A 12,319-nucleotide genomic window follows, 5' to 3' on the forward strand; every position below is an offset into this window, starting at 1 on the left:
TTAAAGCACCGTTATCAAGTTTCTATTTCATATGACAATAAAACCGATACTTACCCGATAAAATACACCTTTGGTTATTTTCCTTTGCAGTAGTATTTAGTTGAAACAGAGCAAGGAAAGTTACAAGTATTACCTTTTGCTTGGGATTCACGTACTAAAGCTGATGGTGGCCAACGCTGGTATCATAATTACAGTCATGAGGAAATTCGCCCTGAAGATAGACTACACTGGCGCCAACCATTGCAAAATTGGAATGGTATGTGTGCCGACTGTCATTCTGATGGTTTAGTTAGAAATTATAATGCCGAAAAAAATAGCTTTGCCAGCCACTTCGATAATATTAATGTCAGCTGTATTTCTTGTCATGGCAACATGCCATTGCATCAACAAGGAGATACACACCAAGGTAACAAACCAGCGAAGAAACGAAATGTTATTCTAGGTGTTATTTCAACAGACCACCCTACAGGGCAATGGTTAAGAAATATTGATGAAAAAACTGCTCATTGGCAAGGGGAGGCGCGAAACAACACCTTTATGGATAATTGTTTTGCTTGTCACTCGCTACGTTCCCCATTAACCGATGGAGTAAAAGCCAATACGCCTTTTTTAGATCAATTTAGTCCTAGTTTGTTGGCTGCTCCCATGTACCATGCAGATGGACAAATAAAAGAAGAAGTGTATGTATACGGCTCCTTTTTACAAAGCAAAATGTATGCGGCGGATGTTAATTGCTTAGATTGTCATGATAAACACACCATGAAATTAAAAGTTGAAGGTAATGGTTTGTGCCTACAATGCCATGGAGCAGAGGTTTATAACATTAAAAGCCATCATCAACACCAAAAAGAATCAGCAGGTGCGCAATGTGTAAATTGTCATATGCCTACTAATCGCTATATGGGAGTAGATGACAGGCGTGATCATAGCTTTAAAATACCGAGACCCGACTTATCATCAACTTTTAATACCCCTAATGCTTGTATAAGTTGTCATAAGGACAAATCTAACGAATGGGCGAAAACAAATGTAGAAAAGTGGCATGGTAAGCCAGAGCGTTTATTAAGTAGTAAACATTTATTAATGAAATTAAACACAGGACAGGTACTGAGCTTGTCTGAACATCTGAGCATTATTGCCGATGATAATCTTGATGTGATCAGCCGAGCAACGGCTATTCAATTACTTAGCTATACCACATCAACACTCAGTGCTAATGTTCTCGTGCCTTATTTAACTCATCCAGAAGCACTATTAAGGCTCAGTGCCGCTAATATCGCAGTATTATTAGCACCGATAGATAAAGTAAAATACTTATCCCCTTTATTAAAAGATAAATTTAAATCAATTAGGGTAGCGGCAGCACGAAATTTAGTGGTTAATAATATTTCAACTGTTGACTTGGATATTTTTAATCAGGCTTTCAAAGAACTAATGAATGCTTATGATATCAATAGTTGGCGGGGAGAAGGTCGGTCGAATCAAGGCTCACTTGCCATGGAAGTGAATGAGTTAACTCGCGCAGAAAAATCATTTAAGCAGGCAATTGTTGTTGAACCTTATTTTGAAGGGGGTTATATCAATTTAGCTGATATTTATCGTACACAACAAGGCGTATTCCAAGTTGCTACTGTACTCTTAAAGGGGATAGAAAATCTTCCTAATTCAGCTAATTTACATTACGCCTATGGATTACATTTAATACGTCAAAAAGAAATGAAAAAAGCTATAAATTCATTTAAAACAGCAATGGGTTTATCACCTGATAACCCTCAATTTTCTTATACATATATATTGGCTTTAGATGGGAATAAGCAAAGCAAACAAGCTTTATCTCAACTTAAAGCACTTATACAAAATTATCAAAATAAAAAACAATTAATAGAATTAGGGTTATATTTATCACAAAAACAAAGAAACACTGCAGACTACAAATGGTTTATGAGTTTTAAGCATTACTCTAAGGCGGTTTGGGGGCGTTAGCGCCATAGACTTAATACTCTAAATTCGTTTGAAACTTAAATGATTCTAATGTCTGCTTTGGAGGTTTGAGATCTAATTCCGTACAAAAATTTTCGGCACAAACTCAATTGTGAATGGATGTGAGTTTTTATATAAAAACGACAACTTTAGGATCCCTGATCTGCCGTTTTAACTCAAAAGCTAACTTCCGCAATTGGCTAGTTACTGTCTTTAGCTTTTGTTCAGAAATACACTGTCTTCAATCCAATGTAAATAAAATTGGATCATTAATAGGTTTGTAGTGTTCAGTATTTATACTGGCGTTTATAAATTTTATGCCTCCGATAATAACTTCACCGTATCCTTCATGAATATGCCCGCAAACATGAACTTTAGGTTTTATCTCTTCAATCTTACTTAATAGATTTTCACAGCCTACGTTAGCTATAGCAACTTTATCTAATATACCGAAAGCTGGTCCATGGGTAATTAATACCGCGACATCATTACTGATCAGATCCCATTTTTCTTGTATTTCTTCACCGCGTTGTAAATTAAAAGCCCAATCTAAAAACCATGGTTGCCATGGTGTTTCATAAAATTTAACCCCATTAATGACGACTGATTCATCTTGCAGATAAATAGCATTGGTTATAGCGCTTCTGCTTCCATTAGGGTGACTTTCAAAGCACCAGTCGTGATTGCCAGCAATAACAATTTTATGTTGATGCGGCTGCTCACCTAACCAATCATTAAAATCATAAAGTTCATGTAATCTTCCTTGCCTTGTGATATCTCCAGCATGAATGAGAACATCTCCATCAGGAATTTTGATATCTCTGTACATACCATGAGTGTCGGCAATAGCTACGCATTTTAGTTTTTTATTCATTGTTAAATAAGCTCAGTCAATCCAACGGTTGTATTTGGAAAACCTCTTAGTACATGCCCTTTGTTTAAGGTGATTCAGGCCAATTAGCATTATTATCGTCATACAGTGTAATGGCAGGGACAAGGACTTCTAGCAATGCCCAGTTCTTATCATGAGTTTCGTGATCATACGTAAGTATATCTATAAGTTTCAAAATTTCATCATATTGCGCCCTAGAGGTTATCCCGTCTTCGGGGCCAAACTGTAATTCAGCCTGTACTCTTGTCCTAAGCGGATCAGTTTTTCAGTATCCAAATTTTTTATCTCGTAATAATTTAATTTTAATGCGTTTCAGTCTTCTGACTTATCGACCACTGATTAATCAGCTCACATGAGCAATTCATCAATGGTATTTGCCTAGACATCAGATGTTTCTAGTTCTTCCGCTGTTAATTCATTTAGTAATTTAACTAGCTTACTATCTTCTACATAATATATTTCAGAGCAAGATTCAGAAGGCTTGATAACATTCACTAATAACTGAGTTAATCGTAAGTCAGGATATTTAGCCCATGCTTTTTCAATTGTTTCGAGCAGCTCTTTTGCAATGTTTGGTTCAACTTGTGACATGAACTTTTTCCTTAATCGGTATTTTTATCATCAATGGTTGATTGACGTGAATTATCTTCATCAATGTCTTTGTTAACAGGGATATTCGATAACTTACTTTTTACAGCACACATTTCTTGAAAAGGAATTTTACCTTCGAAGTTCAATCTACCAGGCATGAAATCGTCATCCGCAAGTGGCACTTGAGCAAAATAGCTATCCCAGCTTTTATTTTCATACCCGCAGATTAAATCTGCTAGCTTGTGCAGTTCATTACCTTCAGCACTATGGTATTGAGCATCCCAAAGCTGCTCTACGCGTTTAAGGGCCGCTTGAAGCTCTTTTTGGGTGGATATTCGGTTGGCGGATAAAATCTCGCGCGCAAAAATTTTGTTATCACTACCTTGCTTTAACTCATTAGCTTCATGCTTTGATTTTGTGATGGCTTCAAATATATTTTGATATTCCAGCGTATCTTCATAGGAGTTAGAATCTTGATTATCTAAAGGGTCAATTATCGTCAGAGTATCGCCACACATGTCAGCAAAACATTGCTGGCATAAATCAATATCAATTTGTTTGCCATCACCATGAATGCTTCCGTAGCCACAAGTGCGTTTAACTGAAATAAACTCCTGAAATTCATAGTCACCGTCAGCACTTGCTTGTAGGCCACAACCATCACAAGTTAATTTAATGACCTCTTGTCGCTTAACTGTTTTGAAATCCCTCATATTCCATCCTCCTGAACTGCTGACAGAGGTAAATAATGTACTAGGATATTTCTATCGAGCAAAAGGTTTTTCTTTTCATTTTTAATAAGCTCTCCAGAGTTAATCATGCTAACTACGCACTCTTTGATTTCAGGTGAATAACTTTCAATAGATGCGCTTATTGTAGTTCCCATACCCCCATTACCAACGATATAAAATTGGGTTGCATTACTAGCATCAACTGCAACATGTAACCAACTAGGTTGGTTAGACAGCCCTAACTTTTCCTTAAACAGTTTTCAACTGTAATCATAATTACCTCAATTCGCTTAACCCAAGAGCTATCGATTCTTGCTTAAATCGCCCAAATATATTGACGACTTTTTCATAAGAGCTTGTTAAAAAATGTTCACCAACTGTTTTGTTAACTCCATCGAAGGTAGCATGTTCAGAAACACTATCAAATCCATTTAATTTAATCTCTATTTTGGGAGGGTTGGATTTTGTCTTGTCAAATTTAACTGCATGGGCAACACCATCATCTACATCGTCTTCAACATTAGTGCTCATCTTTTCAAACTTAACCACATCAGCTTCAAAAGGTACATCTTGCTTAACTCGGTAAGCATATTCCAACAGCTTAGGCTCTGCAGGCATATACATAACAGCGTCTTGATTCTTTGAACTTGTCATTCTGAGTATTCGGCCTAAAATCTGTCTAAAGTGCATTTCAGTTTTGATATTAGTCAGGTGACAACAAACCTGCAATCGGGGGATATTAGTTCCCTCACTGATCATGCCTACGGAAATTATCCATTTAGTTTGTGCATGCCTAAATTGTTGAATAATACTGGTTGGCTCATTTTCTCTGTAAGTAACAACAACGGCATCTTCGTTAAAACAGGCTTTCATTAACGTTGAGATTTGTCTTGCATGCTCCACCGATGACGCAACAATTAACCCCGCAGCGTCAGAGTTTTTAATCCTAATTGCGCTAAGCTTTTTCTGTGCAGACGAAATTACGTATTTAATAACCTTTTCATTTTCAATAATCTCCTGATATGGAATGATTGATTGCGATAATAAACATTTAAAGCTAGTAAACGTTTTAGTCTCATCGTCATCAATGACTGAAATATTATTATTATCCACTGCGATTATTTGCGGTATACGGCAAACATTATCTAGAATAGCCTCAGCAAGCCCATAAACATAATCACATGATATTTTGTTACTCGGATGCATATAGTTGGAAAGAACGATAGGAGCAGCATCAGAGCGCCAAGGTGTTCCTGTTAACGCCAATGTATATTTAGCTTTATCTTGAATGTTTAATATTATTTGTTCGCCCCATGCATTAGCATTATCAATATTAGAGCCAGCACAATGGTGAATTTCATCAAAGATCACGAATACTCGGTACCTATGGAATAACTGCCAAAAATTTTCATCGAGATACTGTAAGTTTTGGTATGTCAGGGAGTGACCCTTAGCTCCCATAAGTCCATCAAATCGTTCTTGTGTTTTTAACTGCAAGCTTTCACTAAAATCTTGAGAAACAATTGAAGACGGAGAAAAACAAATAATTAAATCAACAAAGCCGCCTTTTAAAAGCTGGTCAGCTAACTCAGATGCCATAAATGTTTTACCAGCACCCGGTGTAGCTAATGCTAAAAAATGAGTAATGCCATTCAAATATTTTTTAAATGCTTTATGAACGCATGCTGACTGCCATTTTCTTAGTTTCATACTACTTTATTTTTACCATCATTAATTAAATTTTCTACAGCTTTTATTTTACCCAATAGTCTAGCGTTTTGTTCACGGGCATTATTGTACTGAGGCTGTAGAAGTTCATATAATTCAGGGAAGTCATTACAAAGTTGTTTATACTCACTCGATTCTCCATAACTCATCAAAAGTTCATTTTTATATTTTTTTAAACGTTCCTGCAGAGAGTTTTGTATTGTGTTGGAAGGGGGGAGCACTTCATTGCTTTCTTCCTCATGAACATAAGTAATTTCATTGGCATTAAATGAGTTTGTTTTAATGAAAGTTGTAATTTCTTTTTTCTTTGAAACTGTTTTTCTCAACCAACCCTTTTTTACTAATTTTACTAGCTCAGCATAAACAAATCGTCGAGCAGTACTAGGAGCTAATTGTTTGTCAGAATGAAGAGTTATGTATGCAGCTCGTAGTTCTACAGCAGAAAAATTATCAAAATTGGGCGCTGAAATAATTTGAGCCAACGACTGATTCAATTTCATTTTATTTTCCTAGATATATATAAAACAATAGATTTATTGTGTGGGATTATAATCCCACGGATTATACTCTGTGATATTATAATCCGCAATATGGAATAGTCGCTCATTTGCTTAGGAATTTTCTAGTGAGTGAACTATCTAAACGATTCGGAGAAAAAATTCGCTCCGTAAGAACAGCTAAAGGAATATCTCAAGATAAATTAGCTGTAAAGAGTCAAATTGATCGAAGTTATATTGGTCGTATTGATCGAGGTGAAGTAAATATCACTATAGATAAGTTATATATATTGGCAGCGGCTCTAGAATGTAAGCCATCGGAGCTTCTACCTGAAATGAAATAAGAACAACTCTCTTTATTAAATCGGACTTCCCAGCAGAAACCTTTAGTAAGTTCCAAGTGAGCTTTTATAGTGACCCTGTGGATGCCGCTTATAAGGCGTTTGGGGTTCAGTAGACTTAGAAGGTTGAAGCACACAAACATGTGTGTTTCAACTGCTCACTAAGAAGCATCGATAATCTCTATATTTTTTATGTCGATTAAATTTGACGAAGAGATATTAGCCCCACCGAACTCTTGTTCTTTTGGCTCTGCAGTTCTGTCGATGGCTAGAGCTGAAAAGTCATATAAGTCATGATCAGATAATTGAGATGGGCTGATGCTCTGAGTACTTTTAAAAATGCTTTCTACACGGCCAGGTGACTCTTGATCCCATGTGGTGAGCATTTTCTTTATTTTTTTTCTTTGTAAATTTTCTTGTGAGCCACAAAGGTTACAAGGAATTATAGGGTAGTCATTTATTTCGGCTAACTGAGCGATATCTTTCTCTCGGCAGTAAGCTAGTGGGCGAATGATGATGTTACGTTTATCGTCACTGAGTAGTTTTGGTGGCATAGCTTTTAACTTTGCATTATTGAACATATTCATTAGCAGGGTTTCAACGATATCATCCATATGATGACCCAGTGCTATTTTGGTTGCGCCAATTTTTTCCGCAAAACCATATAACGATCCTCTTCTAAGTCGCGAACACAAAGAACATGTTGTTTTACCTTCAGGAACTTTTTCTTTTACTACAGAATAGGTGTCTTTATCAACAATATAGTAATCAATACCTTTTTGTTTTAGATAGTTAGGTAAAATTTCTTCAGGAAAACCTGGCTGTTTTTGGTCTAGGTTAACTGCGATGACTTCGAACTTTATAGGGGCAACACGCTGAAGGTGTAGCAAGGTATCAAGCATCACAAAAGAGTCTTTGCCACCGCTCAAACTGCAAAAAATCTTGTCGCCTTCTTCGATCATATTGTAGTCAAAGATGGCTTTGCCAGTAAGATGACGGATTTTTTTTTCTAGCTTGTTGCGAGGGTTAATTTTAGTATTCATTGCGCTATTATTACCATTAAACGTTGGAGGTCTTGTTTTCGCAAGGATTCTATCATAGACCAAGCTAAACGTAATTCGGCTTATTAGGTTTTCTTTTTTCTTTTTGCTGTGATTCCCTTAAAGCCAATTATCAAGCCATATCTTCAGGACGTTCTCGAATAAGCCTTTCTATAGATAAATTAGGGATTTCTTCTGCATTTTTAAACATTTTTTCTATCAGTGCATATTGTTCGTCAAGCATCTCTTGCATAACCTCCTTCTCTAGAAGGGATTTCATATATTTTTCATAGTAATTGACATCACCTGCACCTATTTGTTTTGCAGTGCCTGGTGGTAGATTAGTGGCCCCATTATATCTCGATTTAGCGTTACCAAATTCCTTCGTTATTTTGATAAACTTTCTTAAAGTTGGTTTAGTGACCTCAAAATCTAGTTCCACCTTAATACGCTTAATAAGTAAGTCCCAAGTTATTTTTGAGTTCCATTGCCTCAATAGAGCAACTATTTTTATCTCTATTTTTCGTGTTAATTTGATTCTTCCATCTATATTATTAACTGTCATTGTTAACACCATACCTACCTAATAAGTTCTCTAACCTTTGATTTGAAGTGGCTTTCTTTGTTTTTGTACTATCAATTAAAATTTTTAATGATTTACTAGTATCTTCAAGTGATAATTGTCTCACTGCTATGTCCGCTGTATCTAAGTTTTGTACCCTGAACTCTAATGCTGTTAAATCACCAGCCATCCTAACGCTTGATCCATCAGGGACTGCCGGATTTTCAAGGATTTCTATCAAAACCTTTAGTACAGATGTTTTATTTAAGTGAGTTTTATACCATTCTTGAGAGGCTTTATTTACTGCAAAATCTTTATGCGATTCCACAGTACTAAGTCTTTCCATTTGAACATCTAAATCATACTTTAGAAGCTTTAATCCCTTTTCATCACCTTTGATATAACACATTTCATTACAACCAAAACAACTTGTCATAAAATCGTTTAAGAAACGACAAGGCATAGTAACCAAATCTTGAATGCATACACCTTCTGACATAATTGTTGCAGGTGATTTACGTATATCTTTAATTTTTTTAATACTAGTGAGCTTAATGTCAGCTGATGGAGCCATTTTTGATTTATTAACTAAAATAGAGTTTATTTGCTTAGCATTATCTTCATCAATGGTATGAATGTACTCATAAGCTTGATCTGCATCTTTACGACCAGACCATAGGTTAATAACAGAAATAGGAATGCCGCTTTCTTTAGCGTGATGGTTAACCCAGTGCCTTAGTTGGTGAGGGGCAAATCCCATACATTCTAACCCCACCAAGGCCAGTGCCGATTCAATCCATTTTCGATTGTAATGTGGCCTTTTAGTTGAAATTTGCAAGCTATACATACTAGGAATAGGGACTATGTTAGTATTAAATGTATTGTTTATTCTTCCTTCTCTCCTTTTGTTAAGTGTTAATGACGTGAAAACAAACATAGCTTCTGATACTTTGGTTTTTACATTTTTACCTCGAGTAATGTTTTCCACTGAGCCATTTACAAATTTATTTGCTTCTATGATCAAGTTAGATAATTGCGTTAATGTTGTACTATCTTTTCCTTTAAATATGTATTCTTTAATAGAGTTGAAAGCTTGATGTTGGAAGCAATCAATATGTGAAATTTCGAGAGTAGATTTTCTATAGAGCGAAATAATTTGGGGGTGACTTGGTATCAAAGAATCACTGTCAATGTTTTGTAAATAGTTAAATCTTTTCCAATGAATTGGCCTATTAATCTTTATGTCTTCATCGTGTTGTCCATCAACTGGCAGTATTGGCTCTTCATCGTAAAGTCCTATAATCAAGCCAAGATGAAATATATTGGTTTTTGACTGATAATTTAAATTAGGGTAGGTATCTATTTCATATTTATAATTGGGGTATTCCTCCATCACTTTGTTCAACGAAAGAGAAGGGTTAGCCATAAAGAATGAAAGTATTTTGGCTGGCAAAGATTCTTTTTCTATTACTTCAAAAATTCTTTCTACATTATCTTTAAGTACGCTAAGTAGCATAGTGCGGTTGTCAGGATAGTTTTTAGAGCCTTTCCAGAAGAGAAAATGTGATACTTTTGATTTTTCGTCACTTTCTTTATCAGTATCTATATGTGTTTTTATTTTTTGGGCCGGCAAGCCCCAAATTTCTGTGTCTAACCTTGACGGTGTTGCCATTCCTAAGGTACAAAAAGCTATGGCTAAATATTCTTGAGGGTATGCTTTAAACCCATACTTTTTTAAACCGTCATCAGAATAAAGCTCGTTATATGCAACACCAATAGCTGCTACTTGCTCGTCGGAGATTAACATTTTTGAATGGCGAAGATCTTCTTCTTCAGGACTTCTATTTCGATTATCTTTTACTGTTGGCGGGATTAAATTTTCAGGTATTAATTGGTTTTTTTTACACCAATTCCAGAAGTGATATCCATTCTTAATTGAATAGTTTAATTTTTTAAATGAAGCTAAAAGAAATAAGAAGTATTCTTGTTCAATGTTATAAATTCTTTTGTTTAGGTGATTACAGGCTCGAAACGCATATTGTATTGATATTTGAATTTCTTCATGGCTTAAATTACGATTTACAAATTCAATAGCAAAAGCCCTTGCTACATCAAATCTACTTTCTTTGGAGTTATTAACCCATTTGGAAAAGCGTAAAAGCGTTCTTTTTTTATTTGGAAAGCAGGCCCAGTCATCATACCAATCAGCAATACCACTGGCATCACATTTATGCATTAAGTTTGTTTTCTCAAAACTTTGCTTTGCTTGTTTTACTAGATTTTCTTCAAACTGTTTAAACTTGTTCATCTAAGCTATCTCCGACAATAACTAACTGCTCTTTTTGTAAATGGATAACTGCCAAAATACGTTTGATGATGGCTTTGATTTCAAATAATTGGTGGTGATTAGAGCCTACCTTTTCAAGGAAACCTTGTTTAGCTTGAGCTTTGATCAATTGTGATTGATGGTCTGCTTCAATAAAAGGAATGAATAAATCTGCCCCACATGCATAACACCCCAGCGGGGCCCCTAGTTTTTTTGTACAACCAGAACATCCAGTGTCCTTTTTTACTCCCCCTATCTCTCTCCCAAACTCATCGGTATAAGTTTTAGCAAAATGTTCGTTATAATCTTGTCGAGTCCATTTAAAGGATATGTCTAACAAGTTACGTTTAGAAAATAGTTCATTGATTAGGTGTCTTGATTGTTTAGTTAAGTCTTTATAATTTTTAACTGCAGGTATGCTTACTCCTGTTAAGCGCGCTAGTGCAGCATTATTTAAATCTAACTCCGTACCTCGAGTAATTGTTGTGTGCCTAACTCTGTTAATACTGAAAGTTGCTGAACCCATGATCCCAGCAAGGTTACGATGAAGTAAATCGGAGTGCATATTGGGCAAGATTAGGTCATTTTTAGACTTAATTGACAAAAGATCAGGGAAGAGAGGTAAACATTCCCAGGGAACTTGTTTGAACACCGTTTTTAACGTGTCGCAATAGCTTTTAATCAATGCCTTATAGTCCACTAAATAATTAATAATAATCTGAGAAAATACTTCGGAGAATGGAAAGAAATCTCCTTCTGGTTTTGATCTGAATCCAGCATCATTTATTTTTGATTTATGAAATAAAATTGAAATAAGTTTTTGGTCAATCTGAATGTCATCATTATTGATACCATACTCAGATAGGTCACATACTTTACATTGACATAGTTGCGCGCCTCTACGACTACTAATCAAGGCAATAGTCCTACAAATAGCTGCTGAATAGGCTAGAAAAGTAGTGTCTTGCTTTTTTGCAAGCCACTTACTTCGGTTAAAAGAAACATCTATTAAAGCTCTATCAATATGAGCATTAAATTCAGTGTCAGAATAAGCGCCATTGACAGGGTCATGAGGATTGACCTTCTCGTCTGGAAGATTCTCTTTGCACCAATCTCTCTGAGTTTCAAACTCTTTATTTAAAAATATATCGTGTAAAACTAAAAATATATAATTGAGATTTTTTTTATGCGAGGTAGTCAGTTGCGCATAACTACCTTTTAAAAAAGGCGAATCTGAAATTATTTGAAATCCATATTTACTGATTAATTTACAAATTACCCCCATACGTGATTCTGTTGTTCCCGCAGCCATTGTTCTGGCCCAATATTTAAATACCTTAAGAAGCATTTGTGTATTTTCATAAGGCAACTCTAAATTATATAAACGTTTCAAATCTGTTGTTAGTCCACGAGTTGATAGAGTTGTTAGTTGCCACCTTTCAGAATATATTTTATTAACCAAGTCTGCGCTTGTGATGAAAGTAGCGTTTAGATCTCCGCCATTCAAACGGACGTTGGCTAAAAATTTTTTATATGGTGATGGTTGAGTACCTTTGTAATATTTTTTTGGCATTAGGTAACCTTTTATGAAGTAAGTTTAATAAAGAGTTAAAGCTAAAATATGAGTACGC

Annotated in this window: 11 protein-coding genes; 2 read left to right on the plus strand and 9 right to left on the minus strand. The window is 35.5% G+C overall.

Features of this window, described 5'->3' with window-relative positions:
• Positions 1-240 precede the first annotated feature (240 nt).
• Complete coding sequence (locus H4J50_RS02840) at positions 241-1,983, plus strand: cytochrome c3 family protein (RefSeq protein ID WP_182254330.1); 1,743 nt, start codon at positions 241-243, stop codon at positions 1,981-1,983.
• A 238-nt stretch (positions 1,984-2,221) separates the two neighbouring features.
• Here H4J50_RS02840 and H4J50_RS02845 read toward each other — a convergent pair whose 3' ends face one another.
• The 5 genes from H4J50_RS02845 to H4J50_RS02865 all read right to left on the minus strand — a co-directional run bounded on the left by H4J50_RS02845 (position 2,222) and on the right by H4J50_RS02865 (position 6,422).
• A complete protein-coding gene (locus H4J50_RS02845) occupies positions 2,222-2,854 on the minus strand; it encodes a metallophosphatase domain-containing protein (RefSeq protein WP_182254332.1) in 633 nt (210 codons plus the stop codon).
• A gap of 396 nt (positions 2,855-3,250) precedes the next feature.
• Complete coding sequence (locus H4J50_RS02850; protein WP_182254334.1) at positions 3,251-3,463, minus strand: hypothetical protein; 213 nt, start codon at positions 3,461-3,463, stop codon at positions 3,251-3,253.
• An 11-nt stretch (positions 3,464-3,474) separates the two neighbouring features.
• The gene (locus H4J50_RS02855; RefSeq protein WP_182254336.1) at positions 3,475-4,176 is read right to left on the minus strand and encodes a hypothetical protein; all 702 of its coding nucleotides are present in this window, start codon (positions 4,174-4,176) and stop codon (positions 3,475-3,477) included.
• A gap of 294 nt (positions 4,177-4,470) precedes the next feature.
• Complete coding sequence (locus H4J50_RS02860; protein ID WP_182254338.1) at positions 4,471-5,904, minus strand: DEAD/DEAH box helicase; 1,434 nt, start codon at positions 5,902-5,904, stop codon at positions 4,471-4,473.
• A complete protein-coding gene (locus H4J50_RS02865; RefSeq protein WP_182254340.1) occupies positions 5,901-6,422 on the minus strand; it encodes a hypothetical protein in 522 nt (173 codons plus the stop codon). Before H4J50_RS02865 ends, H4J50_RS02860 begins: the two co-directional genes overlap by 4 nt.
• Positions 6,423-6,547: 125 nt before the next feature.
• On the opposite strand from H4J50_RS02865, the gene H4J50_RS02870 reads away from it, so the two are divergent.
• Entirely contained in the window at positions 6,548-6,763 is a 216-nt protein-coding gene (locus tag H4J50_RS02870; protein ID WP_182254342.1) for a helix-turn-helix domain-containing protein, read from the plus strand.
• A gap of 158 nt (positions 6,764-6,921) precedes the next feature.
• Here the strand turns inward: H4J50_RS02870 and ttcA are convergent, their stop codons facing one another.
• The 4 genes from ttcA to H4J50_RS02890 form a co-directional block, all read right to left on the minus strand.
• Entirely contained in the window at positions 6,922-7,803 is an 882-nt protein-coding gene (ttcA, locus tag H4J50_RS02875) for a tRNA 2-thiocytidine(32) synthetase TtcA (protein WP_182254344.1), read from the minus strand.
• Positions 7,804-7,933: 130 nt separating this feature from the next.
• Positions 7,934-8,365, minus strand: coding sequence for a hypothetical protein (locus tag H4J50_RS02880; protein ID WP_182254346.1), 432 nt, complete (start codon positions 8,363-8,365; stop codon positions 7,934-7,936).
• On the minus strand, positions 8,355-10,670 hold the full coding sequence (locus tag H4J50_RS02885; protein WP_182254347.1) for a hypothetical protein: 2,316 nt from the start codon (positions 10,668-10,670) through the stop codon (positions 8,355-8,357). The genes H4J50_RS02880 and H4J50_RS02885 overlap by 11 nt, the downstream gene beginning before the upstream one ends.
• Positions 10,657-12,261 (minus strand): hypothetical protein, encoded by a 1,605-nt coding sequence (locus H4J50_RS02890; RefSeq protein ID WP_182254348.1) that lies wholly within the window; start codon positions 12,259-12,261, stop codon positions 10,657-10,659. The genes H4J50_RS02885 and H4J50_RS02890 overlap by 14 nt, the downstream gene beginning before the upstream one ends.
• Between the last annotated feature and the right edge of the window lie 58 nt (positions 12,262-12,319).

Origin of the sequence: Colwellia sp. 6M3, assembly GCF_014077595.1 — a bacterium.
Lineage (GTDB): Bacteria > Pseudomonadota > Gammaproteobacteria > Enterobacterales > Alteromonadaceae > Cognaticolwellia.

Bases quoted from the DNA above. Each gene is read 5' to 3' on its own strand.
- ttcA (WP_182254344.1), bottom strand. From the start codon at position 7,803: ATGAATACTAAAATTAACCCTCGCAACAAGCTAGAAAAAAAAATCCGT.
- H4J50_RS02845 (WP_182254332.1), bottom strand. From the start codon at position 2,854: ATGAATAAAAAACTAAAATGCGTAGCTATTGCCGACACTCATGGTATG.
- H4J50_RS02855 (WP_182254336.1), bottom strand. From the start codon at position 4,176: ATGAGGGATTTCAAAACAGTTAAGCGACAAGAGGTCATTAAATTAACT.
- H4J50_RS02885 (WP_182254347.1), bottom strand. From the start codon at position 10,670: ATGAACAAGTTTAAACAGTTTGAAGAAAATCTAGTAAAACAAGCAAAG.
- H4J50_RS02860 (WP_182254338.1), bottom strand. From the start codon at position 5,904: ATGAAACTAAGAAAATGGCAGTCAGCATGCGTTCATAAAGCATTTAAA.
- H4J50_RS02850 (WP_182254334.1), bottom strand. From the start codon at position 3,463: ATGTCACAAGTTGAACCAAACATTGCAAAAGAGCTGCTCGAAACAATT.
- H4J50_RS02865 (WP_182254340.1), bottom strand. From the start codon at position 6,422: ATGAAATTGAATCAGTCGTTGGCTCAAATTATTTCAGCGCCCAATTTT.
- H4J50_RS02880 (WP_182254346.1), bottom strand. From the start codon at position 8,365: ATGACAGTTAATAATATAGATGGAAGAATCAAATTAACACGAAAAATA.
- H4J50_RS02890 (WP_182254348.1), bottom strand. From the start codon at position 12,261: ATGCCAAAAAAATATTACAAAGGTACTCAACCATCACCATATAAAAAA.